The 25345-nt window shown below is 63.6% G+C and carries 26 protein-coding genes; 15 read left to right on the forward strand and 11 right to left on the reverse strand.

The features are described 5' to 3' along the window. Positions 1-115: 115 nt before the first annotated feature. Positions 116-940, forward strand: coding sequence for a tRNA 2-thiocytidine(32) synthetase TtcA (gene ttcA / locus AACG97_RS06175; protein ID WP_009686034.1), 825 nt, complete (start codon positions 116-118; stop codon positions 938-940). A gap of 4 nt (positions 941-944) precedes the next feature. After that, entirely contained in the window at positions 945-1616 is a 672-nt protein-coding gene (locus AACG97_RS06180; protein WP_009686033.1) for a DNA-3-methyladenine glycosylase I, read from the forward strand. Between the two features lie 460 nt (positions 1617-2076). Here AACG97_RS06180 and AACG97_RS06185 read toward each other — a convergent pair whose 3' ends face one another. From AACG97_RS06185 to arsC, 3 genes are read right to left on the reverse strand one after another with little or no spacing between them, the layout of a single operon-like run. After that, on the reverse strand, positions 2077-2490 hold the full coding sequence (locus tag AACG97_RS06185; RefSeq protein WP_029887454.1) for a DUF2069 domain-containing protein: 414 nt from the start codon (positions 2488-2490) through the stop codon (positions 2077-2079). Then, on the reverse strand, positions 2483-3088 hold the full coding sequence (gene wrbA, locus AACG97_RS06190) for an NAD(P)H:quinone oxidoreductase (protein ID WP_125855520.1): 606 nt from the start codon (positions 3086-3088) through the stop codon (positions 2483-2485). The genes AACG97_RS06185 and wrbA overlap by 8 nt, the downstream gene beginning before the upstream one ends. Beyond that, positions 3085-3438 carry an arsenate reductase (glutaredoxin) gene (gene arsC / locus AACG97_RS06195; RefSeq protein ID WP_009684282.1) on the reverse strand — a complete coding sequence of 118 codons (354 nt, stop codon included), beginning with the start codon at positions 3436-3438 and terminating at the stop codon, positions 3085-3087. The genes wrbA and arsC overlap by 4 nt, the downstream gene beginning before the upstream one ends. A gap of 85 nt (positions 3439-3523) precedes the next feature. Here arsC and AACG97_RS06200 point away from each other — a divergent pair, with 85 nt between their 5' ends. Beyond that, positions 3524-3988 carry a TlpA disulfide reductase family protein gene (locus AACG97_RS06200; protein ID WP_009684283.1) on the forward strand — a complete coding sequence of 155 codons (465 nt, stop codon included), beginning with the start codon at positions 3524-3526 and terminating at the stop codon, positions 3986-3988. Positions 3989-4085: 97 nt separating this feature from the next. Here AACG97_RS06200 and AACG97_RS06205 read toward each other — a convergent pair whose 3' ends face one another. From AACG97_RS06205 to AACG97_RS06220, 4 genes are read right to left on the reverse strand one after another with little or no spacing between them, the layout of a single operon-like run. Next, the gene (locus AACG97_RS06205) at positions 4086-4490 is read right to left on the reverse strand and encodes an META domain-containing protein (RefSeq protein WP_054890454.1); all 405 of its coding nucleotides are present in this window, start codon (positions 4488-4490) and stop codon (positions 4086-4088) included. Further along, positions 4487-4924, reverse strand: coding sequence for a hypothetical protein (locus tag AACG97_RS06210; protein ID WP_115293504.1), 438 nt, complete (start codon positions 4922-4924; stop codon positions 4487-4489). The genes AACG97_RS06205 and AACG97_RS06210 overlap by 4 nt, the downstream gene beginning before the upstream one ends. A 31-nt stretch (positions 4925-4955) precedes the next feature. Next, positions 4956-5945 (reverse strand): 2-hydroxyacid dehydrogenase, encoded by a 990-nt coding sequence (locus AACG97_RS06215; RefSeq protein ID WP_054890452.1) that lies wholly within the window; start codon positions 5943-5945, stop codon positions 4956-4958. Between the two features lie 50 nt (positions 5946-5995). Beyond that, positions 5996-8749: a response regulator gene (locus AACG97_RS06220; RefSeq protein ID WP_232555044.1), complete on the reverse strand. Its 2754-nt coding sequence runs from the start codon at positions 8747-8749 to the stop codon at positions 5996-5998. Between the two features lie 193 nt (positions 8750-8942). On the opposite strand from AACG97_RS06220, the gene AACG97_RS06225 reads away from it, so the two are divergent. From AACG97_RS06225 to AACG97_RS06255, 7 genes are all read left to right on the forward strand, one after another. Next, the gene (locus AACG97_RS06225) at positions 8943-9662 is read left to right on the forward strand and encodes a response regulator transcription factor (protein WP_054890450.1); all 720 of its coding nucleotides are present in this window, start codon (positions 8943-8945) and stop codon (positions 9660-9662) included. A gap of 1 nt (position 9663) precedes the next feature. Then, complete coding sequence (locus tag AACG97_RS06230) at positions 9664-11025, forward strand: sensor histidine kinase (RefSeq protein WP_197886334.1); 1362 nt, start codon at positions 9664-9666, stop codon at positions 11023-11025. A gap of 87 nt (positions 11026-11112) precedes the next feature. Next, positions 11113-12012 carry a cysteine synthase CysM gene (gene cysM / locus AACG97_RS06235; protein ID WP_033690658.1) on the forward strand — a complete coding sequence of 300 codons (900 nt, stop codon included), beginning with the start codon at positions 11113-11115 and terminating at the stop codon, positions 12010-12012. After that, complete coding sequence (rlmD, locus tag AACG97_RS06240; protein ID WP_225785820.1) at positions 12013-13371, forward strand: 23S rRNA (uracil(1939)-C(5))-methyltransferase RlmD; 1359 nt, start codon at positions 12013-12015, stop codon at positions 13369-13371. Positions 13372-13468: 97 nt separating this feature from the next. After that, on the forward strand, positions 13469-15709 hold the full coding sequence (gene relA, locus AACG97_RS06245) for a GTP diphosphokinase (protein WP_009684292.1): 2241 nt from the start codon (positions 13469-13471) through the stop codon (positions 15707-15709). 124 nt (positions 15710-15833) lie between these two features. Beyond that, positions 15834-16667 (forward strand): nucleoside triphosphate pyrophosphohydrolase, encoded by an 834-nt coding sequence (gene mazG, locus AACG97_RS06250; protein ID WP_009684293.1) that lies wholly within the window; start codon positions 15834-15836, stop codon positions 16665-16667. Positions 16668-16693: 26 nt separating this feature from the next. Beyond that, entirely contained in the window at positions 16694-17233 is a 540-nt protein-coding gene (locus tag AACG97_RS06255) for a DUF2058 domain-containing protein (protein ID WP_054881991.1), read from the forward strand. Between the two features lie 45 nt (positions 17234-17278). On the opposite strand, the gene AACG97_RS06260 is transcribed toward AACG97_RS06255, so the two are convergent. From AACG97_RS06260 to purM, 4 genes are all read right to left on the reverse strand, one after another. After that, positions 17279-17461, reverse strand: a complete 183-nt coding sequence (locus AACG97_RS06260; protein WP_029886605.1) for a hypothetical protein — start codon at positions 17459-17461, stop codon at positions 17279-17281. A 643-nt stretch (positions 17462-18104) separates the two neighbouring features. After that, positions 18105-18815: a DUF3108 domain-containing protein gene (locus tag AACG97_RS06265; protein ID WP_054890579.1), complete on the reverse strand. Its 711-nt coding sequence runs from the start codon at positions 18813-18815 to the stop codon at positions 18105-18107. Between the two features lie 8 nt (positions 18816-18823). Continuing rightward, complete coding sequence (gene purN / locus AACG97_RS06270) at positions 18824-19477, reverse strand: phosphoribosylglycinamide formyltransferase (RefSeq protein WP_054890578.1); 654 nt, start codon at positions 19475-19477, stop codon at positions 18824-18826. Continuing rightward, on the reverse strand, positions 19477-20535 hold the full coding sequence (gene purM, locus AACG97_RS06275) for a phosphoribosylformylglycinamidine cyclo-ligase (RefSeq protein ID WP_009683953.1): 1059 nt from the start codon (positions 20533-20535) through the stop codon (positions 19477-19479). The genes purN and purM overlap by 1 nt, the downstream gene beginning before the upstream one ends. A 321-nt stretch (positions 20536-20856) precedes the next feature. On the opposite strand from purM, the gene AACG97_RS06280 reads away from it, so the two are divergent. The 5 genes from AACG97_RS06280 (at position 20857) to AACG97_RS06300 (ending at position 25344) form a co-directional block, all read left to right on the forward strand. Then, positions 20857-21918 (forward strand): DUF2066 domain-containing protein, encoded by a 1062-nt coding sequence (locus AACG97_RS06280; protein WP_054890577.1) that lies wholly within the window; start codon positions 20857-20859, stop codon positions 21916-21918. Positions 21919-21930: 12 nt separating this feature from the next. Next, entirely contained in the window at positions 21931-23004 is a 1074-nt protein-coding gene (locus AACG97_RS06285) for an AI-2E family transporter (protein ID WP_197886532.1), read from the forward strand. A 187-nt stretch (positions 23005-23191) separates the two neighbouring features. Continuing rightward, positions 23192-23899, forward strand: coding sequence for a DnaA regulatory inactivator Hda (hda, locus tag AACG97_RS06290; RefSeq protein WP_009683956.1), 708 nt, complete (start codon positions 23192-23194; stop codon positions 23897-23899). 127 nt (positions 23900-24026) lie between these two features. After that, positions 24027-24665 (forward strand): C40 family peptidase, encoded by a 639-nt coding sequence (locus AACG97_RS06295; protein WP_009683957.1) that lies wholly within the window; start codon positions 24027-24029, stop codon positions 24663-24665. A 142-nt stretch (positions 24666-24807) separates the two neighbouring features. Continuing rightward, positions 24808-25344 (forward strand): C40 family peptidase, encoded by a 537-nt coding sequence (locus AACG97_RS06300; protein WP_033690602.1) that lies wholly within the window; start codon positions 24808-24810, stop codon positions 25342-25344. Position 25345: the final 1 nt, after the last annotated feature.

Raw genomic sequence — 25345 nt, forward strand, 5'->3', positions numbered from 1 at the left:
TGCGCTGTCGCTCGCCCTGTTGATTACATTGAAGTCTTTGTCGGAATGCCTACAGCGCGGGCGCGTTTGTGCGTAAAATAGCCGCCTTTTGTCACACCTCGCGGATTCAAGCGCTATGGGCACCCTCTCGGTCAACCAGAACAAACTGCAAAAACGCCTGCGTCGTCTCGCCGGCGAAGCCATCACCGACTACAACATGATCGAGGATGGCGACAAGGTCATGGTCTGCCTGTCCGGCGGCAAGGACAGCTACACCATGCTCGATGTTCTGTTGCACCTGCAGAAGGTGGCGCCGATCACCTTCGAGATCGTTGCGGTGAACATGGACCAGAAGCAACCAGGGTTCCCCGAGCACGTGCTGCCGGCGTACCTGAAGGCGCTGGGGGTCGAGTACCACATCGTCGAGAAGGACACCTACTCGGTGGTCAAGGAGCTGGTGCCCGAGGGCAAGACCACCTGTTCGCTGTGCTCGCGCCTGCGCCGTGGCACGCTGTACACCTTCGCCGACGAAATCGGTGCGACCAAGATGGCGCTGGGGCACCACCGCGACGACATCGTCGAAACCTTCTTCCTCAACATGTTCTTCAACGGCGCGCTCAAGGGCATGCCGCCGAAGCTGCGTGCCGACGATGGCCGCAACGTGGTGATCCGCCCGTTGGCCTACTGCAGCGAGAAGGATATCCAGGCCTACTCGGACATGAAGGCCTTCCCGATCATCCCGTGCAACCTGTGCGGCTCGCAGGAAAACCTGCAGCGCCAGGTGGTCAAGGACATGCTGGTGGAGTGGGAGCGCAAGCACCCGGGCCGTACCGAGAGCATTTTCCGTGCATTGCAGAACGTGGCGCCGTCGCAGCTGGCCGACCGCAACCTGTTCGACTTCACCAGCCTGAAGATCGATGAAAACGCGGCGCCGCGCTTCCTGGACGTGGTGAACATCTAGGCCTATGCGCGATTATCAGTGGCTGCATGAGTACTGCCTGAACCGCTTCGGCTCTGCCCAGGCGCTGGAAGCCTTCCTGCCGCAGCCGCGCACGCCGGCGCAACTGCGCCAGATCAGCGACGACCGCTACTTGTCGACCTTGGCCCTGCGTGTATTTCGCGCTGGCCTCAAGCACAGCCTGGTGGATGCCAAGTGGCCGGCCTTCGAGCAGGTGTTTTTCGGCTTCGACCCGGAAAAAGTGGTGTTGATGGGCGCCGAACACCTGGAGCGGCTGATGCAGGATCAGCGCATCATCCGCCACTTGGGCAAACTCAAGAGCGTGCCACGCAATGCACAGATGGTGCTGGACATCGCCAAGGTGCATGGCAGTTTTGGCGCGTTCGTTGCCGACTGGCCGGTGACCGACATTGTCGGGCTGTGGAAGTACCTGGCCAAGCATGGCAACCAGCTCGGCGGTTTGTCGGCGCCACGGTTCTTGCGCATGGTTGGCAAGGACACCTTTGTCCCGACCGAGGACATGGCGGCGGCGCTGATTGCCCAAAAAGTGATCGACAAGCAGCCGACCAGCCAGCGCGACCTGGCGCTGGTGCAGCAGGTGTTCAACCAGTGGCACGCCGAAAGCGGGCGGCCGCTGTGCCAGTTGTCGGTGATGCTGGCGCATACCGTCAACCATTGAGCATGCCGGGGCCGCTGTGCGGCCCAATCGCCGGCAAGCCAGCTCCCACGGGGATCGCATCAGGGCTGACAGGTGTTTGCCACAAGGTATGCAGCGCCTGTTAGAGCGAGCGCCGCCCGCGCGGCGCATCGCGAGCTGCGCTCGCTCCTACGTTTGTTTCGGGCCAATTATTCCTGTGGGATTTGCGCGCGAACGCCTTGGCGCATGCCTCAAAATCGCGTCGTACGAACAAGGCGGTCGCGCGCACCTGGCACAGGGGTTACTGGCCCGAAACAAACGTAGGAGCGAGCGCAGCTCGCGATGCGCCGCGCGGGCGGCGCTCAATCTCACAGGCACTGAAGATGCAGCGGCTACCCTTGCCAGGAACCATAGAATCTCCCACCTCGACCGCATCAGCCTCAAGCCATGTGCAGACCTGTGCTGGCTTGCCGGCGATTGGGCTGCAAGGCAGCCCCTTGACTCAACTGCCTTCGCCGGCCATGCGCCGCTCATGCTGGAACTTCCAGCGCACATACAGCAGCCCGGCAATGAACAGCCCCAGGCTGACCAGCACTTCAACCCAGCCAAACACCGCCCGGGCCGGGTCGAAGGCTGCCAGCACGCCCTTGATGAAGTAGATATTCACCACGAAGCAGGTCCAGGCATGCGCCCGGGCGCTGCCCAGCAGCATGCCCGGCAGCAGCAATAGCAGCGGCACCAGTTCGATCGCCAGGATCACCTCGACCCGAGCCCCATGCAGGTTGGCGAACCACAGGTTGTTCACCACCAGCAGGGCAATCAGGCCAAAGAAAAACGCCAGGCTAAGCGCCCGCGTCAGGCGCAAGCGCGGTGCCAGCCAAGCCAGCGGCGGCAACACCTTGGGCTTCCTAGCCACGCGCGGCCTCCAGGGCCTTGGCGGTGCTCGCCAGGCGTTGGCCAAGGGCGCGGCACAGGGCGATCTCGTGCGGGTCGAGTTCACGCTTGCCGTCTGCCCCGGCATGGTGGCTGGCGCCATAAGGGGTGCCACCACCGCGGGTTTCCAGCAGTGCCGATTCGCTGTAGGGCAGGCCCATTACCAGCATGCCGTGGTGCATCAGCGGCAGCATCATCGACAGCAGCGTGGTTTCCTGGCCACCGTGCAGGCTGGCGGTAGACGTGAACACACCGGCGGGCTTGCCTACCAGTTCACCGCCCAGCCACAGACTGCTGGTGCCATCGAGGAAGTACTTGAGCGGCGCCGCCATGTTGCCGAAGCGGGTCGGGCTACCCAGCACCAGGCCGGCGCAGTGGCGCAGGTCGTCGAGGGTGGCGTACAGCGCGCCGCTGGCCGGAATGTCCGGGGCCACGGCTTCGCATTCGGTGGAAATCGCCGGCACCGTGCGCAGGCGCGCTTCCATGCCGGCCAGCTCGATGCCGCGGGCCATGTGCCTGGCCATTTCGCTGGTGGCACCATGGCGGCTGTAGTAAAGCACCAGGATGTAGGGTTGGCTCACGGCAGGATCTCCAGCACTTTCTCTGGTGGGCGACCGATCACCGCCTTGTCACCGGCAACCAGGATCGGCCGCTCGATCAGCTTGGGGTGCTGGACCATGGCCTCGATCAGCTGTGCGTCGGTCAGTGCAGGGTCGGCCAGGTTCAATGCCTTGTATTCATCCTCACCCGTGCGCAGCAGCTGCCGTGGGGCCAGGCCCAGCTTGCCGAGCAAGGTCTTGAGCGTGGCGGCGTCTGGCGGGGTCTCGAGGTAGCGCACGATGACCGGGGTTAGGCCACGGGCTTCGAGCAGTTCCAGCGCGCCGCGGGATTTTGAGCAGCGCGGGTTATGATAGAGCGTGAGGTCAGTCATGTGGGGTCGCATCCAGCTGGTTGTGGCGGCTATTCTAACCGCAGCGACTGACCAGTTTGCTTTAAAACTCGAGAAGGATTGACCCATGGCAAGGCGTCTGGCAGCAGTACTGGCCATCACCGCGAGCCTGATGCTCGGTGGTTGCGGTGCCGATTATGGCGTAGACCAGCACGGCAATACGGTTAAGGCCGAACAGATCGACGGGCACTGGCTGGTGCTCAATTACTGGGCGGAATGGTGCGGCCCGTGCCGCACTGAAATCCCGGAACTCAATACCGCGGCCAAGCAATGGGCGGCCGAGGGTATCAAGGTGGTGGGGGTGAATTTCGATGGTTTGCAGGGCCAGGACCTGAAGCAGGCCGCCGAAACCCTGGGCATCGGGTTCACCGTACTGGCCCAGGACCCGGCCGAGCGCTATGACCTGCCGCGCAGCGAGGCGCTGCCAGTAACCTACATCATCGATGACAAGGGCAAGGTGCGTGAGCAGTTGCTGGGCGAACAGACCCTCGAAGGGCTGCAGGCCAGGATCAAGGCCCTGAAGCAGGGGTGACAAGCTGCAAGCTGCAAGCTACAAGCTACAAGAAAAGCAGGCCGGTGCTAGGATCTGCTTTTTCTTGAAGCTTGAAGCTTGAAGCTTGCAGCTGCGCTCAGCCTTCTTCAGGCCAGAAGCGCAGCGGCTTGCCCTCGGCCGGCCAGAAGCGCAGTTGCTCGATGGGCGACACATCCCAGCGCTGCACCGTTTCCAGCGCCTGCAGGAAGCGTTTTTCCTGCTCCATCAGCGCCGGCGCACACAGCTTGCGGGTCTTGCCGACCTTGCCGAAGCTCAGGTGCTCGCCGTCAAGCGTGTAGGGCGCAAACCAGTGGTTGCACCCGGCATTGCCATAGGCACGGCCATCACTGGCCAAGGTCAGGGTCAAGTGGCTGTAGTCGATCAACGGGCGCTCACCAATCCACTCCAGCACATAGCTGCGCTCCTGCTGCAACTTCGAAGGTTGCGCAGCGCAGCCGAGCAGGCCGGTGGCAATCAGCGCGCCGGTCAGCAGATTCTTCACTCGGCGCTCTCCTGGCAACGCGGGCACACATGCTTGTCGCCACGGCTGGCCCAGCCCAGCTCGGCGATACGTGCGCTGGCAGCAGGCTGGCGGGCTTGCTTGCCCAGCTTGGCGTCTACGGCGAACTCGAAGTCCAGGGCGGCGTCACAGTTGTCGCACTCAACCTTCCAGTTGAGGATTTCCAGCGCGTTGAACACCGGGCCACTGGCCACGGCAACCCACTGGCCGCGCGGGTTGATCAGGTGGCGCACGCTCTCCACGGTCAGGCGCATGGCCAGGTCCTTGCTGCCTTTGAGGGTCACCAGCAGGGTATCGCCTTTGTGCATCGAACCGCCGTTGCCAGTGACCTGATAGCGGCCTGGCACCAGGGCGCGGCACTCGATCAGGGTGTGTTGCGGGTTGAAAAGGGTATAGCGGAAATCGTGCTCGACCATGGGTCCTCCAGAAATGCCGCGTATCCTAGCATTAACCCATGACCAGATTCTGTGGATTGCCTGCCGCCCAGCAGTTGATGTTGTCCAGCGTGGTAGTGGCGATCGCAGCCAGCGCCTCGCGGGTCAGGAACGCCTGATGTGCGGTGATGATGACATTGGGAAAGGTCAGCAGGCGTGCCAGCACATCGTCTTGCAGCGGCTGGTCGGAGCGGTCCTCGAAGAACAGTTGGGCTTCCTCTTCATAGACATCCAGCCCCAGGTAGCCGAGCTGGCCGCTTTTCAGCGCGTCGATCAGTGCCGGGGTGTCGACCAGTGCGCCGCGGCCGGTGTTGATCAGCATGGCGCCATGCTGGACTTCGGCCAGGCTCCGGGCGTTGATCAGGTGCCGGGTGTGTTCGGTCAACGGGCAGTGCAGGCTGATGATGCGCGCTTCGCGTAGCAGTTCGGGCAGTGGCAGGTAGCGCGCGCCGAGGGCCAGCAGTTCCGGGTTGGGGTAGGGGTCGTAGGCCAGCAACTGGCAGCCGAAACCGGCCATGATGCGGGCGAAGGCTGCGCCGATCTGGCCGGTACCCACGACCCCGACCGTTTTGCCATGCAGGTCGAAGCCGGTCAGGCCATGCAGGGTAAAGTCCCCTTCACGGGTGCGGTTGTAGGCCCGGTGCAGGCGCCGGTTGAGCGCCAGGATCAGCGCCACGGCGTGCTCCGCCACCGCGTGCGGTGAGTAGGCGGGTACGCGCACCACGGCCAGGCCCAGGCGTTGCGCAGCGGCCAGGTCGACGTGGTTGTAGCCGGCCGAACGCAGGGCGATCAGGCGCGTACCGCCGTCGGCCAGGCGCTGCAGTACCGGGGCGTCCAGTTCGTCATTGATGAAGGCGCAGACAACCTCGTAGCCGTCGGCCAGCGCTGCGGTGTCGAGGCTCAGGCGGGCAGGCTGGAAATGCAGGTCCAGGGGGTTACCGCTGGCGGCTCGGGTGAAGCTTTCCTGGTCGTAATGCTGGCTGCTGAACACTAGCGCGCGCATGGTCAGGGTTCCTCTGTCGGGCGTGTCCGGGGTAGCTGTTGGCAGTGAGCTCAAGCGCTCGACCGCGCCTGGGCTGCCAGGCGGCTGATCGCCGCATCCAGTTCATCCAGTGCCTGCTGGGCCTGCGGGCTTTCCTGCTTGAGCAAGGTTTCACTGCGCTGGCACGCCGCGCGCAACTGCGGCACGCCGCAATAGCGTGAAGCCCCGTTCAGGCGGTGTACCTGTTCGATCAGGCCCTCATGGTCATTGGCCAGGCGCGCGGCGCGGATGGCTTCGCGGTCGGCCTCCAGCGAGGCCAGCAGCATGTTCAGCATATCGGCGGCAAGGTCCGCTTTTCCGGCTGCCAGGCGTAAACCTTCTTGCGGGTCGAGCACCTTGAGTTCATCGCCGTTGCCGGTGGGTTCAGCCGGCGCCTGCTGCGGCGTGCCCAGGCTGAGACCGGTCCATTTCATCACCACCTGTGCCAGTTGCCGTTCACTGATCGGCTTGGTCAGGTAGTCATCCATGCCGCCGTGCAGCAATGCGCGTTTCTCGTTGGCCATGGCATGGGCGGTGAGGGCGACGATCGGCAATGGGTTGCCACTTTGGGTGTTTTCCCAGCGGCGAATCTGTTCGGTACAGGCGCGGCCGTCCATGCCGGGCATCTGCACATCCATCAGTACCAGGTCGAAGGGTTCCTGCTGCACGGCCTGCAGTGCCGCATAGCCATTGTCGACCGCCAGTACTTCGGCACCCAGGTCCTCGAGCAGCGTCTGCACCAGCAGCAAATTCGCAGGGTTGTCGTCGACACACAGTATTTTCGGCCGCCGCGGGCCGTTGCGGCTGTTCACTTCGCCCTGCAGGCGGCGGGGCTGGACCAGCTCCAGCAGCAGCCGGCGCAATTTGCGCGTGCAGGTAGGCTTGGACAGCAACTGGCCATGGCCGTTGGGCAGGAAGGGGTGGTACAGCGCCTGCTCGGTGGTCGGGCACAGCACCACGCACTGGCAATGGTAGCGTTCGAGCTGTTGATGGTAGCGGCCCAGTTGTTCTGGCGACAGGTTGCCCAGGTTGGCGCCCAGCACCGCCAGCTCGAATGGCTGCCCGGCCTGGCTGGCGGCCTGCACGGCTTGCAGCAACTGGTCGTAGGTGGCGAACAGGCTGACACTCAGGCCACAGTCTTGCAGTTGGTGCTCCAGGGCCTGCCGGGCCAGTTCATGGTTATCGACGATGGCGGCACGGCGACCCAGCAGCGCTTGCAGCGGTAGTTCCTCGATATCGTCGTGCGCCTTGGGCAGGTTCAGGCTGATCCAGAACTGCGAGCCCTCGCCCGGGGTGCTGTCGACGCCGATTTCGCCACCCATCTGCTCGATCAGGCGCTTGGAAATCACCAGGCCCAGGCCGGTACCACCTGGCTGCCGGGCCAGCGAGTTATCGGCCTGGCTGAAATCCTGGAACAGTGTACGCACGTCCTGCGGTGACAGGCCGATGCCGGTATCCTGCACGCTGATGCGCAGTTGGGCATGATCCTCATGCTCATCGTCGAGCATGGCGCGCACGACAATGGTGCCCTCGCGGGTGAACTTGATGGCGTTGCTGACCAGGTTGGTGAGGATTTGCTTGAGCCGCAGCGGGTCACCGACCAGCGACGTGGGCGTGTCGCGGTAGACCAGGCTGAGCAGTTCCAGCTGCTTGGCATGGGCGGCCGGGGCCAGAATGGTCAGGGTGTCCTGGATCAGGTCGCGCAGGTTGAACGGGATGCTGTCCAGCACCAGCTTGCCGGCCTCGATCTTGGAGAAATCGAGAATTTCGTTGATGATGCCCAGCAGGTTGTCGGCAGACTTTTCGATGGTGCTCAGGTAGTCCAGCTGGCGCGGGGTCATCTCGCTTTTCTGCAGCAGGTGGGTAAAGCCGAGAATGCCGTTGAGCGGGGTGCGGATCTCATGGCTCATGTTGGCCAGGAACTCCGACTTGATGCGGCTGGCCTCCAGTGCCTCCTTGCGCGCCATGTCCAGCTCGATGTTCTGGATTTCGATGGTTTCCAGGTTCTGGCGCACGTCCTCGGTCGCCTGGTCGATGCTGTGCTGCAGTTCTTCATGGGCGTTGTGCAGGGTTTCGGCCATGCGGTTGATGCCGCGCGCCAGTTCGTCCAGCTCATGGCTGCCCATGGTCGGCAGGCGCTCTTCGAGGTGGCCGTCCTTGAGCTGGTTGACCGCGTGCTTGATACGTTCGATGGGGTCGTTGATCGAGCGGCTCATGCGCAATGCCAGCAGGCCGCTGAGCACCAGGCAGGCGAGGATCAGCAGCAGGCTGGTGAACAGGTTGCGGTAGCCGCGCAGCAGGGTGCCATCGTGGGACAGCTCGATCTCGACCCAGCCCAGCAGCCGCTCGGCTTCGGCAGGCACGGCCTCGGTGGCCAGGTCCCGGTGGTGGCCGAACACGGGCATCAGGTAGCGGGTGGCGTCATTGCCGCTGCGCTGCAGCAACTGGGTGCCGGTGCCGCCGCTGGGTGGCTGGTTGAGCATGCTCGGCCCGGCATGGGCCAGGCGCGTGCGGTCCGGCGCCAGGAAGGCAACCGAGCGCACGTCGCTCTGCTCCAGGGTTTGCGCGGCGATGCGCTCCAGCTGCGCAGGCGCCAACCGGGCCATGGCCGGGGCGGCCAGCGGCGCCAGCTGTTCGGCGATCATCTTGCCGCGCTGCAGTAACTGGGTGCGCAGGTCGTTTTGTTGCAGCCAGGTGAAATAACTGCCCAGCACCAGCGCCATCAGGCCTGCCGGTAACAGTGCCAGCAGCAGAACCCGGCTGCGGATTCCCAAACGATCGAGCACACTCGCCTCCTGTGATGTGCCTGGCCACCGTCAGTGGGTGACGGCCAAGACGCGACGTTACTCTGCCTAGCACGCCATTGCATCTGTTTAGTCGGTGTTTTGCGCCGATCCTGCAGCACGGGTCGTATCGCGGTTGCCTGGCAGGGCGCACATACACAATAATCGCGTAATTGAGAATGCATGGCAGTTGCCAATGAGTCCTGTAGCTATTCACAACTCCAGTGTCCTCGCCATTGAGGACGACCCGGTGCTGGGCGCCTACCTGCATGAAGAGCTGCAGCGCGGTGGCTTCCACGTCACCTGGTGCCGCAGTGGCCTGGAGGGCCTGGAAACGGCAGGCCGCCAGGTCTTCGACGTGGTGCTCATGGATATTCTGCTGCCTGGGTTGAATGGTCTGGATGCGCTGGCCCAGTTACGCCAGCGCAGTACCACGCCGGTGATTCTGATGTCGGCGCTGGGCGCCGAGGCAGACCGCATCAGCGGCTTTCAGCGCGGGGCCGACGACTACCTGCCCAAACCCTTCAGCATGGCTGAGCTGCAAGTGCGCATTGAAGCGATCCTGCGCCGTGTAGCGCTCGAACGCCGCTACCAGGCGCCGCAGCCGCCGGCAGAGGCGGGCGCGCTGCACTTCGACGAGGGCCTGTGCGATGTGCGCCTTGATGGCCGTCTGGCCGGGCTGACCCCCAGCGAGTTTCGCCTGCTCGACACCCTTTACCGCAACCAGGAGGAAGTGCTGAGCAAGGCGTTCCTGTACCAGCAGGTGTTGCAACGTGGCTATTCGAGGCACGACCGCAGCCTGGACATGCATGTCAGCCAGATCCGCCGCAAGCTCAAGGGCATCGGTTATCAGGGGTTGCAGATCCGCACCGTATGGGGCAAGGGCTACGTGTTCGGCGTGGGTGAGGCGCAATAGCATGCTCGACCGCCATTCGCTGTTCTGGAAACTGGCCATCCTGCTGGTCGGCTTCTGCCTGCTGATGATCGGCCTCAGCTACACCTGGGGCCAGCGCATGGAGCTGCAGAACGCCTTCTTGTCGGAGCCGGCGCGCCAGACCTTGCGCGGCTATGCCAGCGAGGCCGAGCAGGCCTGGCGCAGCGGTGGTCGGGCCGGGCTGGACCAGTGGGTGGCGGCGATGCACCAGCGTGAACATGGCTGGGTGGGTGTGCTCGATATCAACCTGAAACCGCTCGACAGCGCGGCCCTCAACCCGCAGATCATGCAGCGGCTGACCCGCCTGCGTGGGGTCGACTGGCCGATGAGCCGGCGCAGCGTCGAGCAGCCGTGGCTACGCATCCCGTTCCCCGGTGCGCCCGAGCAGGGCATGCTGGTGATCGAACTGCCCAAGCGCTTCAACCCGGACCAGCACCGCGTGCTGTGGCGCATCATCACCAACGGCATCATCCCGGGCCTGTTCACCTTGCTGCTGTGCGTGGGCCTGTACCGCATGCTGATCGTGCCGTTGAACCAACTGCGCGAGCAGGCCCGGGCCTGGCGTGCCGACCAGCTTTCGGCTCGCCTTGATTCGCGCCTCACCGCCCGGCACGACGAGCTGGGGGAACTGGCCCGCGCCTTCGACCAGATGGCCGAGCGGCTACAGGGCACTGTCACCCTGCAACAACAGCTGCTGCGCGACTTGTCCCATGAAATGCGCACCCCCCTGAGCCGTTTGCGCGTGGCTTGCGACGGGGAAACCGATCTGCAACGCCTGCGCGAGCGCCTCGGCCGGGAACTGGACGGCATGCAGCAACTGGTCGAGGCAACCCTGCAACTGGCCTGGCAGGACGCCGAGCGTGCGCCGATGAACCTGGAGCCGATCGAGGTTCAGGCCTTGTGGGACCTGCTGGCCGAGAATGCCTGCTATGAAAGTGGCTGGGCGCCCACGCGGTTACGTTGCGAAGTACCAGACGGTTGCTGGGTGCAGGGTAACCTCAACCACTTGGCCCAGGCGCTGGAGAACCTGCTGCGCAATGCCATTCGGTATTCGCCGGCCGACGGTGTCGTGCGCTTGGGTGGGCAACGTGAAGGTGGCTACTGGTGCCTGTGGCTGGAAGACGAGGGCGGTGGCGTGGGCGACGATGAGCTGGAGCGGATTTTCGCGCCGTTCTTGCGCCTGGACGGTTCGCGGCCCGGCGTGGGTGGCTTTGGCCTGGGGCTGAGCATTGCCCGCAGCGCCATCCAGCGCCAGGGTGGCATGCTGTGGGCGCAGAACGGCAAGCGCGGGTTACGCCTGTGCATGAGGTTGCCGGTGCAGCAGCCCCCGTCATATAGCCTGTAGCTATATCCACTACAGATTGCGTGATATGGCCGGGAAGGGTTTGCCGGTATGATAGGCGCCCCTGCCGTCCGGATTGTGAAATACACCATGACCTTGCAGTACCCAACCATCGCCGATTGCGTCGGCAATACGCCACTGGTTCGCCTGCAGCGCATTGCTGGCCAAACCAGCAATACCCTCCTGCTCAAGCTCGAAGGTAACAATCCCGCCGGCTCGGTGAAGGACCGCCCGGCCCTGTCGATGATCACCCGCGCCGAGTTGCGTGGCCAGATCAAGCCCGGTGACACCCTGATCGAAGCCACCTCCGGCAATACCGGCATCGCCTTGGCGATGGCAGCGGCGATCAAGGGCTACAAGATGATCCTGATCATGCCGGACAACTCCACCGCTGAGCGCAAGGCGGCCATGACCGCCTACGGCGCCGAGCTGATTCTGGTGACCAAGGAAGAGGGCATGGAAGGTGCCCGCGACCTGGCCGAGAAGCTACAGCGTGAAGGCCGCGGCCTGGTGCTGGACCAGTTCGCCAACGGTGACAACCCGGTTGCCCACTACAACAGCACCGGCCCGGAAATCTGGCAGCAGACACAGGGCAGCGTCACCCATTTCGTCAGCTCCATGGGGACCACCGGCACCATCATGGGCTGCTCGCAGTACCTCAAGGAGCAAAACCCGGCGGTGCAGATCATCGGCCTGCAACCGATGGAAGGTTCGGCCATCCCGGGTATCCGCCGTTGGCCGCAGGAGTACCTGCCGAAGATCTTCGACGCCACGCGCGTAGACCGTGTGGTCGACATGTCGCAGCAGGAAGCCGAAGACACCACCCGCCGCCTTGCCCGCGAAGAGGGCATTTTCTGCGGCGTGTCTTCCGGTGGTGCGGTTGCCGCCATGCTGCGCCTGTCCCGTGAAGTGGAGCATGCAGTAATGGTGGCGATCATTTGCGACCGCGGTGACCGTTACCTGTCCACCGGCCTGTTCGATCCCAGCTAAATGACCAAGAAAAAAACCAACAGCGGCCTGCGCTTCCAGCCGGCCGGCGGTAGCCGCAGCCCCCAGGTCCCCGTGGGCAAGAAGCAGCGCCTGGACATCGAGCGGCTGGCCGGCGACGGCCGTGGCATTGCCTTCCATGAAGGGCGTACCTGGTTCGTCAGTGGCGCCCTGGCCGGTGAGGCCGTGGAAGCGCGGGTGCTCAATGCACGCGGCAAGGTGGTCGAGGCCCGCCTGGAGCGTGTGCTGCAGGCCAGCCCCGAGCGCCGTGAAGCGCCCTGTCGGCACTACAGCCGCTGTGGTGGCTGCACCCTGCAGCACCTGCCGCACGAGGCGCAACTGGCGCTGAAGCAGCGGACCTTGGCCGAACAACTGCAACGGGTGGCCGGTGTGCAGCCCGACGCCTGGGCGCCACCGCTCAGCGGGCCGGCGTTCGGCTACCGGCGCCGTGCTCGCGTGGCAGTGCGCTGGGACGTCAAGGCGCGTGAGCTGCACGTCGGCTTCCGTGCCGAAGCCAGCCAGGACATCATCGCCATCGACGATTGCCCGGTGCTGGTACAGCCCTTGCAGTCGATTCTGCGCCACCTGCCGACCGTGCTGCGTTCGCTGGAAAAACCGCAGGCCCTGGGCCATGTGGAGCTGTTCAGCGGCTCTGCGCAAGCGCTGCTGGTGCGCCATGTGGCGCCATTGCCGGCGCAGGACCTGGCCCGGTTGCAGGCGTTCTGCGAGCAGGCCAACGCGCAGTTATGGCTGCAAGGCGAAGGTGAACCGGCGCCCGTCGAACCTGCGGCGCCATTGGGCTTTGCCCTGGCGCCGTGGCAGCTTGAGCTGGCCTGGCGCCCTGGCGACTTCGTGCAGGTCAACGCCCAGGTCAATACGGCGATGATCGAGCAGGCGCTGGCCTGGCTTGCGCCGCAGGCCGATGAGCGGGTGCTCGACCTGTTCTGCGGCCTGGGCAACTTCGCCCTGCCGCTGGCACGCCAGGCGCGTGAAGTGGTGGCAGTGGAAGGTGTGCAAGCCATGGTCGATCGGGCCGCGGCCAATGCCAGAAACAACAATGTGCATAACGCACGGTTTTTTCAGGCCGATTTATCGCAGCCATTGGCCGGCACCGGATGGGCCGCCGAGGGCTTTTCTGCGGTACTCTTGGACCCACCGCGCGACGGTGCTTACGAGGTGGTGCAAGGCATCGCCCGCCTCAAGGCCAGCAGGCTGGTCTATGTATCGTGCAACCCGGCCACACTGGCGCGAGACGCCCAGGTGCTGGCCGGCCAGGGGTACCGGTTAACACGGGCCGGGATTCTCGACATGTTTCCTCAAACGGCGCATGTCGAGGCCATGGCGTTATTCGAAGCGGGCTAGCTGACTGGCCCCTTGGTGCGGCCGCCACGGAAGGGTGGCTGTACGGTGATCGCCAGCGCCGCCGTGAGTGCAGCGCTGTATGGAAAGGTAAAACAAGATGGTACAGGTGAGAGTGCACCAGCCGGTCAACACGGACGGCAGTATCAATCTCGATGCATGGCTGGATCATGTGGTAAGTGTCGATTCGGCACTGGATCGCGCAGCGCTGAAAGAGGCCTGCGAGTTTGCTCACGAGGTCGAAAAAAAGGGCAACCCCGCCAAGCATTCCTGGGCGGACGGCACGTCCAGCTTTCAGGCAGGGCTGGAAATTGCCGAAATTCTCGCCGACCTCAAGCTCGACCAGGATTCGCTGGTGGCCGCGGTCATCTACCGTTCGGTGCGCGAGGGGAAGGTCACGCTGGCCGAGGTCAGCCAGCGCTTTGGGCCGGTGGTCTCGAAGCTGATCGACGGCGTGCTGCGCATGGCCGCCATCAGCGCCAGCCTCAGCCCGCGGCAGTCGCTGGTACTGGGCTCGCAGGCGCAGGTCGAAAACCTGCGCAAGATGCTTGTGGCCATGGTCGATGACGTACGCGTGGCGCTGATCAAGCTGGCCGAGCGGACCTGCGCCATCCGTGCGGTCAAGGCGGCCGACGATGAGAAACGCCTGCGCGTCGCGCGTGAGGTGTTCGACATCTATGCGCCGTTGGCGCACCGCCTGGGTATCGGCCATATCAAGTGGGAGCTGGAGGACTTGTCCTTCCGCTACCTGGAGCCCGAGCAGTACAAACAGATCGCCAAGTTGCTGCACGAGCGCCGGCTGGACCGCGAGCGGTTCATCAGCGACGTGATGAACCAGTTGCAGAACGAACTGCTGGCCACCGGGGTGAAAGCCGACATCAGCGGCCGGGCAAAACACATTTATTCGATCTGGCGCAAGATGAAGCGCAAAGGCCTGGAATTCAGCCAGATCTACGATGTGCGCGCAGTGCGTGTGCTGGTGCCGGAAATTCGCGACTGCTATACCGCACTGGGCATCGTCCACACCTTGTGGCGGCACATCCCCAAAGAGTTCGACGACTACATCGCCAACCCCAAGGAGAACGGCTATCGCTCGTTGCACACGGCGGTAATCGGGCCTGAGGGCAAGGTGCTGGAAGTGCAGATCCGTACCCACGGCATGCACGAGGAAGCCGAGCTTGGCGTGTGCGCCCACTGGCGCTACAAAGGCACCGACGTCAAGCCAAGCTCCAACCACTACGAAGAAAAGATCTCCTGGCTGCGCCAGGTGCTGGAATGGCACGAAGAGCTGGGCGACATCGGTGGCCTGGCCGAGCAACTGCGGGTCGACATCGAGCCGGACCGGGTTTATGTGTTCACCCCGGACGGGCATGCCATCGACCTGCCCAAGGGTGCGACACCGCTGGACTTCGCCTACCGCGTGCACACCGAAATCGGCCACAACTGCCGCGGCGCCAAGATCAACGGCCGGATCGTGCCGCTGAACTACAGCCTGCAGACGGGCGAGCAGGTCGAGATCATCACCAGCAAGCACGGCAACCCGAGCCGTGACTGGTTGAACTCCAACCTGGGCTATGTCACCACGTCGCGGGCCCGGGCCAAGATCGTGCACTGGTTCAAGCTGCAGGCGCGCGACCAGAACGTGGCCGCCGGCAAGACCTTGCTCGAACGGGAGCTCAGCCGCCTGGGCCTGCCGCAGGTGGACTTCGAGCGCCTGGCGGAGAAAACCAACGTCAAGACCGCCGAAGACATGTTCGCTTCGCTCGGTGCTGGCGACCTGCGCCTGGCGCACCTGGTCAACGCTGCCCAGCAGTTGCTGGAGCCCGAGCGCATCGAGCAGATCGAACTGGTGCCGCGCAAGCCTGCCGGGCCGCGATCCGGCAAGCGTGGCGACATCCAGATCCAGGGCGTTGGCAACCTGCTGACGCAGATGGCCGGCTGCTGCCAGCCACTGCCGGGCGATGCCATCGTCGGTTACATCACGCAAGGCCGTGGCGTGAGCATTCACCGCCAAGATTGCGCCTCGGTGCTGCAACTGGCAGGCAAGGAACCGGAGCGCATGATCCAGGTGAGCTGGGGGCCGATACCGGTGCAGACCTACCCGGTCGACATCGTCATCCGTGCCTACGACCGCCCGGGGTTGCTGCGCGATGTGTCGCAAGTGCTGCTGAACGAGAAGATCAACGTGCTGGCGGTGAACACCCGCTCGAACAAGGAAGACAACACCGCGCTGATGTCGCTGACCATCGAAATTCCAGGCCTGGACGCGCTGGGGCGGTTGTTGGGGCGCATCTCGCAGTTGCCGAACATCATCGAGACGCGGCGTAACCGTACTCCTTGAGACCGCGGCGCCTGCTTCGCGGGCTTGCCCGCTCCCACAGGTACGGTGCAGTTTTCGAAACCTGCATCCACCCTGTGGCAGCGGGCAAGCCTGCGAAGAAGCCACCACCGAAGGACCTGCCTGAATGACCTACACCCTCGAAGACCTGCTGCACCTCATGGCCCGCCTGCGCGACCCGCAATACGGTTGCCCATGGGACCTGCAGCAGAACTACGCGAGCATCGTCCCGCATACCCTCGAAGAGGCCTACGAAGTCGCCGACACCATCGAGCGCGGTGACTTCGAGCACCTGCAGGGTGAGCTGGGCGACTTGCTGTTCCAGGTGGTCTACTACAGCCAGCTGGCCAGGGAGGAGGGGCGTTTCGAGTTCGATGGCGTGGTCGACAGCATCACCCGCAAGCTCATTCGGCGCCACCCGCATGTGTTCCCCACGGGTGAGCTGTATGCGCCGCTGGACACCCCCCGCTTGAGCGAGGCCCAGGTCAAGTCGCGCTGGGAAGAAATCAAGGCCCAGGAACGGGCGGAAAAAAGCCTGCCTGAGCAGTTGTCCCTGCTCGACGACGTACCCACGACCTTGCCGGCGCTGTCGCGGGCGGCCAAACTGCAAAAGCGTGCGGCCACGGTCGGCTTCGACTGGCCTGCAGCGCTGCCGGTGCTGGACAAGGTCCGTGAGGAACTGGACGAAGTGCTACAGGCCATGGCCGATGGCGATGCCGATGCGCTCGAAGATGAGGTCGGTGACCTGCTGTTCGCGGCCGTGAACCTGGCGCGCCACCTCAAGCAAGATCCGGAACATGCCCTGCGCCGCGCCAATCGCAAGTTCGAGCGGCGTTTCCGCTTTATCGAACAGGCATTGCGCGACAGCGGTCGCCCTATTGAAGCGTGTAACCTTGACGAGCTGGACGCCCTGTGGGGCGAAGCCAAGCGTCAGGAAAAGAACCTGCCCAGCTGCGGCTGAGCTGTTGCATAAGTGAGTGAACATTCATGAGCCTTTCCCTTCGCGACCAATTGCTCAAAGCCGGTCTGGTCAACCAGAAACAGGTCTCGCAGACCAACAAAGCTGAAAAGAAACAGAAGCGCATGGAGCACAAAGGCCAGGTCGACGTCGACGACAGCCAGCAGCGTCTGGCCAAGGAAGCCATGGCCGAAAAGGTCAAGCGCGACCAGGAGCTGAACCGCCAGCAGCAGGAAAAGGCGGAGCAGAAGGCCCGTGCCGCACAGATCAAGCAACTGATCGAAGCCACGCGCCTGCCCAAGCTGAGCACAGAGGACTATTACAACTTCGTTGACGACAAGAAGGTCAAGCGTATCGCCGTCAACGCGCTGATGCGTACCAAGCTGAGCAACGGTTCGTTGGCGGTGGTGGCCCATGCCGGCGGTTACGAGGTGATCCCGCGCGAAGCAGCGGTGAAGATCCAGGAACGCGACCCTAGCCGTATCCTGTTGCTGAACACCCATGTTGAGGAAGCGGACGAAGATGACCCGTACGCGGCCTACAAGATCCCTGACGATCTGATGTGGTAAAAACGAAAAACCCCGCTTCGGCGGGGTTTTTCATGACGAATGGGGTCATTGCGTGGTGCGCTGGTTTTCCAGGTTCTCGAGCTCTGCCCGGTACTGGTGGGCCTCGTGTTCATTGTGGAACATGCCGACCAGTTGACCTTGCTGGTGCACATCCCAGATGCGTACACCAGCGGCCACGCCTTCGTGGGACATTTTCGATTCGTCGCGTTCGGTTACTTGGACTGTCATCGTTAAACTCCACTTCTTGAGAGGGCTGCGACACTCTGTCGCACACCTTCTTTATAGAGTTTGTTAGCAGCCTAAGTAAATAAAACGGGCATGAAACAAGTTTCATGAAGGCTCAAAGGTGTAGTGCCTGGGCTGGCCCTATCGCCGGCAAGCCAGCTCCCACAGGGACCTCCTGGAGCCTGAGCCTTGCATAGAACCTGTGGGAGATTCTATGGTTCCTGGCAAGGGTAGCCGGAGCATCTTCAGCGCCTGTGAGATCGAGCGCCGCCCGCGCGGCGCAATCGCGAGCTGCGCTCGCTCCTACGTTTGTTTCGGGCCAGTAACGCCTGTGACAGGCGCGCGCGGCCGCCTTGTTTGTACGGCGCGATATTGAGGCATGCACCAAGGCGTTCGCGCGGGAATCCCACAGGAATAATTGGCCCGAAACAAACGTAGGAGCGAGCGCAGCTCGCGATTGCGCCGCGCGGGCGGCGCTCGCTCTAACAGGCGCTGCCATACCTTGTGGCAAACACCTGTCAGCCCTAAGGCGATCTCTGTGGGAGCTGGCTTGCCGGCGATAGGGCCAGTACGGGCCACCCAGACACCCAGGCACAAAAAAGCCCCGCACTAGGCGGGGCTATCGGATGTCACTGGCCACGCTGGCTCAGTTACCCTTCACCGGCTTGCCATCGACCGTACCATCCTGCAGCACGATCACATACTCCTTGCCATCGGTCTCCACCTGGCGCAGTTGCACCAGCAGGTAGTCCCAGTTCTTGGCAAACCACAGCTCGGTGATACGCTTGCTCTGGCTTGGGTCGCGCACGCGCTCGACCTTCACCGCATCGACCTGGCCGGTCTTGGTGGTGACTTTTTCAGTGCCCAGCACGCGGAAGTCGTAATTGTCGATCTCGTCGCCATCGACTACCTGGTAAGTCATGCTCTTCTTGCCTGCCGCCACATCATGCTGCAAGGCCAGCTGGTAGGAAGACTTGTCCAGTACCCCGCGGTTGAGCGGCAGGGTAACGGCGTCGCCCCGGTCGCTACCGGTGATCTTCTTGGTATTCCAGTCGAAGTTCAGGTCGACCTTCTTGGCCTTGCCCAGGCCACCACGCTCGAAGTGATACTTCTGTGGCAGCAGGGTGTCGTTTTCCAGGCGCAGGGTGCTTTGCTCGGTCAGGCTGGCGATCATCATTGAGGCCTTGAAGTTAAGGTCCCAGGTACCGTTGGCATTTTTGACCAGGCTGCGCTCGGCGGTGCCGCTCATGGGCAGCTGCTTCCAGTCGGCGGTGTAGCTGGCCGAGAAGGGCTTCAGATCAGCTGCCTGGAGCGGCAGGGCGAGCACGGCGAGAGCCAAGAGCAGGGCACGACGCATAAGTTCTCCTAGGATCGAATCAAGTGACCGCTGGCCGCCAGCGGCTGGCCGTCCAGTAATGCACCCTGTTCAGCAAGGCGCAAGCGGCCTTCGGCAAACCAGCGCACTGCCAGCGGGTAGATCAGGTGTTCCTGCTGGTGAACCCGCTGGGCCAGGCTTTCGACGGTGTCGTCTGGCGCCACCGGCACTACTGCCTGTACGACCAGTGGGCCGCCATCGAGTTCCTCAGTCACGAAGTGTACGCTGCAGCCATGCTCGGCGTCGCCTGCCTCCAGCGCCCGGCGGTGGGTATGCAGGCCTTTGTACTTGGGCAGCAACGACGGGTGGATATTGAGCAGGCGGCCCTGATAGTGGCGCACGAAGTCGCCACTGAGGATGCGCATGAACCCGGCCAGCACCACCAGGTCCGGGGCAAAGCCGTCGATGCACGCCATCAGCGCTGCATCGAAGGCTTCACGGCCGTCGAACCGGGTGTGGTCGAGCACCGCGCTTTCAATGCCGGCGGCTGCGGCGCGTTGCAGGCCGAAGGCATCGGCGCGGTTGGAGACCACCGCACGAATGCGCACCGGGCTGTCCTGGCCTTGGCAACTGTCGATCATGGCTTGCAGGTTGCTGCCGGAACCCGACAGCAGTACCACTACATTGCAGGTCTTGCTCGGCATCAGTGTGCCTTGAGGTTCTGCAGCTCGACCTGGGCGGCGCCTTCGGCGGCTTCGGCGATGTGGCCGATGACCCATGGCTGTTCACCGGCGGCGCGCAGTTCGTTCAGGGCCGCTTCGACCTGGTCCTGGGCGACGCAGATGACCATGCCAACGCCACAGTTCAGCACGCGGTGCATTTCGTGCTCGTCGACGTTGCCTTTTTCCTGCAGGAAGTCGAACACCGCCGGGCGCTGCCAGCTGGCCACGTCTACCACGGCCTGGGCGTTTTTCGGCAGTACGCGCGGGATGTTGTCGAGCAGGCCGCCACCGGTGATGTGGGCCATGGCTTTGACTGCGCCGGTGTTCTTGATCAGCTGCAGCAGCGGCTTGACGTAGATGCGGGTCGGGGCCATCAGCAGGTCGGTCAGCGGGGTGCCGCCCAGCTGGGTGTTCTCGATGTCGGTGGCCGACACTTCGAGGATCTTGCGGATCAGCGAGTAGCCATTGGAGTGCGGGCCGGAGGACGGCAGGGCGATCAGTGCATCGCCGGTGGCAACCTTGGAACCGTCGATGATGTCGGCTTTTTCCACCACGCCCACGCAGAAACCGGCCAGGTCGTAGTCTTCGCCTTCGTACATGCCAGGCATTTCGGCTGTTTCACCACCGACCAGCGAGCAGCCGGCCAGTTCGCAACCGGCACCGATGCCGGTGACCACGGTGGCAGCCACGTCGACATTGAGCTTGCCGGTGGCGTAGTAGTCGAGGAAGAACAGCGGCTCGGCGCCGCACACCACCAGGTCGTTGACGCACATGGCGACCAGGTCCTGGCCGATGCTGTCATGCTTGTTCAGGTTCAGCGCCAGGCGCAGCTTGGTGCCGACGCCGTCGGTGCCGGAGACCAGCACCGGCTGCTTGTAGCCGGCCGGGATCTCGCAAAGGGCGCCGAAGCCGCCCAGGCCACCCATGACTTCAGGGCGTGCGGTGCGTTTTGCCACGCCCTTGATGCGTTCGACCAGTGCTTCGCCGGCGTCGATGTCTACACCGGCGTCCTTGTAGCTCAGGGAGGGTTGCTTGCTCATTGATCCAGGCCTTTAGGAGGGAGGGATTCTTAAAAACGACCATGGCGGCCAAGGCCGGCGGGTGAGCGACGGCTGCCTGAAACGTCAGTGGTCTGTGAAGGCGCGCGATTTTATCAGGGTTGCCGGGCAGCGGCCATCCTCAGGCCGACGGGCAGGCCGGTAAATTGCTGAAAAATGGCCCGGGGTGGTTGATGGGGTTGCATATGTATAAGCTGCAACCAGCGAGCCTCAGGCCGTAAGAAAATGCAGCGCCGCGTTGGCGCTGCATTAAGCTTGTAGCGTGAAGCTCACGGCTTGAAGCACGACTGGACGGAATCCTCGATGCGCTTGATCTCTATTCTGGCAGCCGGTTGCCTGGCCCTTGTGTCGGCCGCCGCCATGGCTGAAAACGTCTCCGACCTTTACCAGGTGCACGAACCGCTTGCGGGGCAGGGCGCCGAAGCGCGTACAGCCGCTACCGGCAAGGCCCTCGAAACCCTCATCCTGCGCCTGACCGGTGACCCCAAGGCGGTGCAAAGCCCAGGGTTGGCGGGCCTGCGCAAAGACCCGCAGCAAATCATCAACCAGGTCGGCACCGAGGCGGGCCCGCCGGAATCGGTTGTGGTCGAGTTCGACCCGGGCAGTACCGAGCGCGCACTGCGCAAGGCCGGCCTGGCCTTGTGGGGGAGCAACCGGCCGTCGATCCTCAGCTGGTGGCTCAATGACAGTGTCGAAGGCAGCAGCCTGGTCGGTGATGGCCAGCCCAGTGCCCAGCCACTGCGGCGTGCCGCCCAGCACCGCGGTTTGCCGCTGCGCCTGCCGCTGGCCGACCTGCAGGAGCAATTGGTAGCCAATGCCAAGCAACTCGAAGGCAGCGACCCGGCGCCGCTGCGCGAGGCCGCCGAGCGTTACGGCGCCGACGCCATGCTGGCGGTGCATGCCCAGGAAGCCGATGGCAAGTGGCAAGGTAAATGGCAGCTGTGGCTGGGTGACCAGCGCGAGCAGGGCACCGCCGAGGGCGCCGACCAGGCCGCACTGGCTGATGCCGTGATGCTGGCGGTGGGCAACCGCCTTGCACCGCGTTATGTCACCCGGCCGGGGGCCAGCAGCCAGTTGCAGGTGCAGGTGCAGGGGATGAACCTGCAGCGCTACGCCGAGTTGGCTCGGGTGCTGGAACCCTATGGCCCACGCTTGCAGTTGGCTGACGGCACCACCCTGACCTACGGCGTGACCGGCAACCGTGAACAATTGCGTGCCCAGCTGGGCCTGGCCAAGTTGCAGGAGCTGCCGGTGGAACAAACCGCCGCAGTACCGGCCACGCCGGTGCCTACGGGTGGCCAGGCCCCGGCTACCGAGCCTCAACCTACACCCCCGCCGTTCGACGGCCTGCGTTTTCGTTGGTAAGGAGTACTGACATTGACTGACCTGCGTCGCTGGATCTGGCTGGGCGCCATACTGCTGGTTGTCGTGCTGCTCTATAGCTTGCACAACATTCTCACGCCCTTTCTGATCGGTATTCTGCTGGCCTACCTGGCCGACCCGCTGGTTGATTGGCTGGAGCGCCGCGGGCTGTCGCGGACCTGGGGTGTGGTGGTGGTGTTCGCGCTGTTCACCTTGCTGTTCATGGCGTTGTTGCTGGTGCTGGTGCCGATGCTGGCCAAGCAGCTGGTGCGCTTGTACGAGCTGGCGCCGCAGATGCTTGACTGGTTGCAGCACGTGGCCTTGCCGTGGGTGCAGCAGCGGCTTGGCCTGGCCGATGGTTTCTGGAAGTTCGACAAGATCAAGTCGGCTATCAGCGAGCACATGGGCCAGACCACCGACATTGTCGGGGTGGTGTTGTCGCAGGCGACCGCTTCGAGCCTGGCGCTGATCGCCTGGCTGGCCAACATGGTGATGATTCCGGTCGTGGGCTTCTACCTGCTGCGGGACTGGGACCTGATGATGGCCAAGCTGCGCAGCCTGTTGCCCCGCCAACAGGAACCCCAGATAGTCGGCCTGGCTGGCGAGTGCCATGAAGTACTGGGGGCCTTCGTTCGCGGGCAGCTGCTGGTGATGGTGGCGTTGGGCATCATCTATTCGGTGGGGCTGATGCTGGTGGGCCTGGAACTGGGCCTGCTGATCGGCATGCTCGCCGGCTTGGCGGCCATCGTGCCGTACATGGGTTTCATCATCGGCATCGGCGCGGCGCTGGTGGCCGGGCTGTTCCAGTTTGGCGGCGACCTGTACCCGATGCTGGGCATTGTCGCGGTGTTCGTCATCGGGCAGGCACTGGAAGGCATGGTGCTGACTCCGTTGCTGGTGGGTGACCGCATCGGCTTGCACCCGGTGGCGGTGATCTTCGCCATCCTCGCGGGGGGCGAGCTGTTCGGTTTTACCGGGGTATTGCTGGCGTTGCCGGTGGCGGCGGTGATCATGGTGCTGCTGCGGCATGTGCATGATCTTTATAAAGAGTCGGACATTTATGCCGGGGACGTCGACCCAGAGCTGTAACCCCGGCCACCGCGTCGCGGCTTCATGAGGGGCGCTCCTGTCGTGGCGCAGTGTCGGGCGTTGCAGCGCAACCTGTTGATTTTGCTTGCGCTATCGGTTGCCGCGATTGTGCGCCCCGCGTTGCGGGTATAGACTTTGCAGATTGTTCACCTAAGGCCCCCTGCGGTCTCATCGACTGCCCGCGAGCATGAAACCACCGATCCAGTTGCCCCTGGGTGTGCGCCTGCGCGATGACGCCACCTTCATCAACTACTATCCGGGCGCCAATGCTGCGGCATTGGGCTACGTCGAGCGGTTGTGCGAAGCCGACGCCGGCTGGACCGAAAGCCTTATCTACCTGTGGGGCAAGCAGGGTGTCGGCCGCAGCCACCTGCTGCAGGCCGCCACGCACCGTTTCCAGCAGCGCGGTGAGCCCGCGGTCTACCTGCCACTGGCGCAACTGCTCGAGCGTGGCGTAGGGCTGCTCGACTACCTGGCGCAGTATGAACTGGTCTGCATAGACGATCTGCATGTGATCGCCGGCAAGCCAGACTGGGAAGAGGCCATGTTCCACCTGTTCAACCGCCTGCGTGACAGCGGCCGACGCCTGTTGCTGGCCGCTTCGGCATCACCGCGCGAACTGCCTGTGAAATTGCCTGACCTGAAGTCGCGGCTGACCCTGGCCCTGGTGTTCCAGATGCGTGGCCTGTCCGATGAAGACAAGCTGCGTGCGCTACAACTGCGTGCCTCGCGCCGCGGCCTGCACCTCACCGACGAAGTCGGGCATTTCATCCTTACCCGCGGTGCACGCAGCATGAGTGCGCTGTTCGACTTGCTCGAGCGCCTCGACCAGGCATCGCTGCAGGCCCAACGCAAGCTCACCATCCCTTTCCTCAAGGAAACCCTCGGCTGGTGACCCCCTGAAATCCTTGGGCCAGAGCAGCAAAACGAAAAAGTCACATCTTTTTCGATAAAATTTGCAAATGGCCATGATAGAGGGCATAGTTTCCCCCTTCTAAAGGATTACAGACACGGTCGTGCCCATGCTGAAGCGCTTTGCACCCCTCGTGCCACTCGCACTCGTGACCCTGCTTTTTGGCTGCGCGGCCCAAGGCCCGGTTTCCCAGCCCCAGGATCACACCCCTGTCGCCGCTCAGGCGGCAGTTAAAACCCAAGCCTCGCCTTCGTCGGTATTCGGCGAACCGGAAGAGCTGGCTACCGAAGATGACCTGGCGTCGTTCTCCAGCAGCAAGCCTTACCAGCTGCCGGTTCTGGCCGACAGCATCCTGGAACGCGGCATGTCGTTGATCGGCACTCGTTATCGCTTCGGCGGTACCTCGGAAAAGTCCGGCTTCGACTGCAGTGGCTTCATCGGCTACCTGTTCCGCGAAGAGGCGGGCATGACCCTGCCGCGCTCCACGCGTGAAATGATCAACGTCGATGCCCCGAAAGTGGCGCGCAATAAACTCAAGCCAGGTGACCTGCTGTTCTTCAGCACCAATGGCCGCGGTCGCGTCAGCCATGCCGGCATCTACCTGGGTGACAACCAGTTCATCCACTCCAGCAGCCGCCGCAGCGGTGGCGTGCGCATCGACAGCCTCGGTGACCGCTACTGGAGCAAGACCTTCATTGAAGCCAAGCGCGCCTTGGCCATGGCGCCGACCAACATCGCGCGCAACTGATGGCAAAATGCTGTACCCTGCCACGGCGGCGGTGCTTTTGAAAAAAAAGCTCGCCGCCGTGCGCATTTACAGAAAGCGTCTAATCTAATTTCTCAACTCTTTTCAGCTGCGGCGCAGCGGTCTCAGACAGGAAGTTATGGCCATGGCAACGATGGCGCGCTTCGCATTCCTCTCCTTGGCAACCTTGCTGGCTGCCTGTTCCAGCCGTGCCCCAGCGCCGGCCCCTGTGATAAAGCCCCAGGTCACCTCCTATAGCCAGGCCAGCCCTTCGCCGGTTGCCGATGACGTGTTGATTCGCGCCATTGGTCTGGTGGGCACGCCCTACCGCTGGGGTGGCAATACGCCGGATTCCGGCTTCGATTGCAGCGGCCTGATCAAGTACGTTTACCGGGATGCCGCCGGGATCAGCCTGCCGCGCTCGACGCGGGAGATGATCGTCATGCGGGCGCCCACCGTAAACCTCAACGCGTTGCAGTCCGGTGACCTGGTGTTCTTCGCTACCAGTGGCGGCTCGCAAGTCAGCCATGCAGGTATCTACGTAGGTGATGGGCGCTTTGTGCATGCCCCTTCCACGGGTGGCACCGTGCGCTTGGACTACCTGTCCAACAGCTACTGGGCCAAAGCCTACCTGCAGGCCAAGCGGGTGATTCCACAAGGGCACCTGGCGCAGAACCCCTGAT

It is taken from the genome of Pseudomonas sp. Nvir, assembly GCF_963778085.1.
Lineage (GTDB): Bacteria > Pseudomonadota > Gammaproteobacteria > Pseudomonadales > Pseudomonadaceae > Aquipseudomonas > Aquipseudomonas juntendi.

Excerpts from the sequence above, each read along its gene's own strand:
- ttcA (WP_009686034.1), top strand. The coding sequence starts at position 116 with ATGGGCACCCTCTCGGTCAACCAGAACAAACTGCAAAAACGCCTGCGT.
- AACG97_RS06180 (WP_009686033.1), top strand. The coding sequence starts at position 945 with ATGCGCGATTATCAGTGGCTGCATGAGTACTGCCTGAACCGCTTCGGC.
- arsC (WP_009684282.1), bottom strand. The coding sequence starts at position 3,438 with ATGACTGACCTCACGCTCTATCATAACCCGCGCTGCTCAAAATCCCGC.
- AACG97_RS06200 (WP_009684283.1), top strand. The coding sequence starts at position 3,524 with ATGGCAAGGCGTCTGGCAGCAGTACTGGCCATCACCGCGAGCCTGATG.
- AACG97_RS06210 (WP_115293504.1), bottom strand. The coding sequence starts at position 4,924 with ATGGTCGAGCACGATTTCCGCTATACCCTTTTCAACCCGCAACACACC.
- AACG97_RS06215 (WP_054890452.1), bottom strand. The coding sequence starts at position 5,945 with ATGCGCGCGCTAGTGTTCAGCAGCCAGCATTACGACCAGGAAAGCTTC.
- AACG97_RS06225 (WP_054890450.1), top strand. The coding sequence starts at position 8,943 with ATGAGTCCTGTAGCTATTCACAACTCCAGTGTCCTCGCCATTGAGGAC.
- AACG97_RS06230 (WP_197886334.1), top strand. The coding sequence starts at position 9,664 with ATGCTCGACCGCCATTCGCTGTTCTGGAAACTGGCCATCCTGCTGGTC.
- cysM (WP_033690658.1), top strand. The coding sequence starts at position 11,113 with ATGACCTTGCAGTACCCAACCATCGCCGATTGCGTCGGCAATACGCCA.
- rlmD (WP_225785820.1), top strand. The coding sequence starts at position 12,013 with ATGACCAAGAAAAAAACCAACAGCGGCCTGCGCTTCCAGCCGGCCGGC.
- relA (WP_009684292.1), top strand. The coding sequence starts at position 13,469 with ATGGTACAGGTGAGAGTGCACCAGCCGGTCAACACGGACGGCAGTATC.
- mazG (WP_009684293.1), top strand. The coding sequence starts at position 15,834 with ATGACCTACACCCTCGAAGACCTGCTGCACCTCATGGCCCGCCTGCGC.
- AACG97_RS06255 (WP_054881991.1), top strand. The coding sequence starts at position 16,694 with ATGAGCCTTTCCCTTCGCGACCAATTGCTCAAAGCCGGTCTGGTCAAC.
- AACG97_RS06260 (WP_029886605.1), bottom strand. The coding sequence starts at position 17,461 with ATGACAGTCCAAGTAACCGAACGCGACGAATCGAAAATGTCCCACGAA.
- AACG97_RS06265 (WP_054890579.1), bottom strand. The coding sequence starts at position 18,815 with ATGCGTCGTGCCCTGCTCTTGGCTCTCGCCGTGCTCGCCCTGCCGCTC.
- purN (WP_054890578.1), bottom strand. The coding sequence starts at position 19,477 with ATGCCGAGCAAGACCTGCAATGTAGTGGTACTGCTGTCGGGTTCCGGC.
- purM (WP_009683953.1), bottom strand. The coding sequence starts at position 20,535 with ATGAGCAAGCAACCCTCCCTGAGCTACAAGGACGCCGGTGTAGACATC.
- AACG97_RS06280 (WP_054890577.1), top strand. The coding sequence starts at position 20,857 with ATGCGCTTGATCTCTATTCTGGCAGCCGGTTGCCTGGCCCTTGTGTCG.
- hda (WP_009683956.1), top strand. The coding sequence starts at position 23,192 with ATGAAACCACCGATCCAGTTGCCCCTGGGTGTGCGCCTGCGCGATGAC.
- AACG97_RS06295 (WP_009683957.1), top strand. The coding sequence starts at position 24,027 with ATGCTGAAGCGCTTTGCACCCCTCGTGCCACTCGCACTCGTGACCCTG.
- AACG97_RS06300 (WP_033690602.1), top strand. The coding sequence starts at position 24,808 with ATGGCAACGATGGCGCGCTTCGCATTCCTCTCCTTGGCAACCTTGCTG.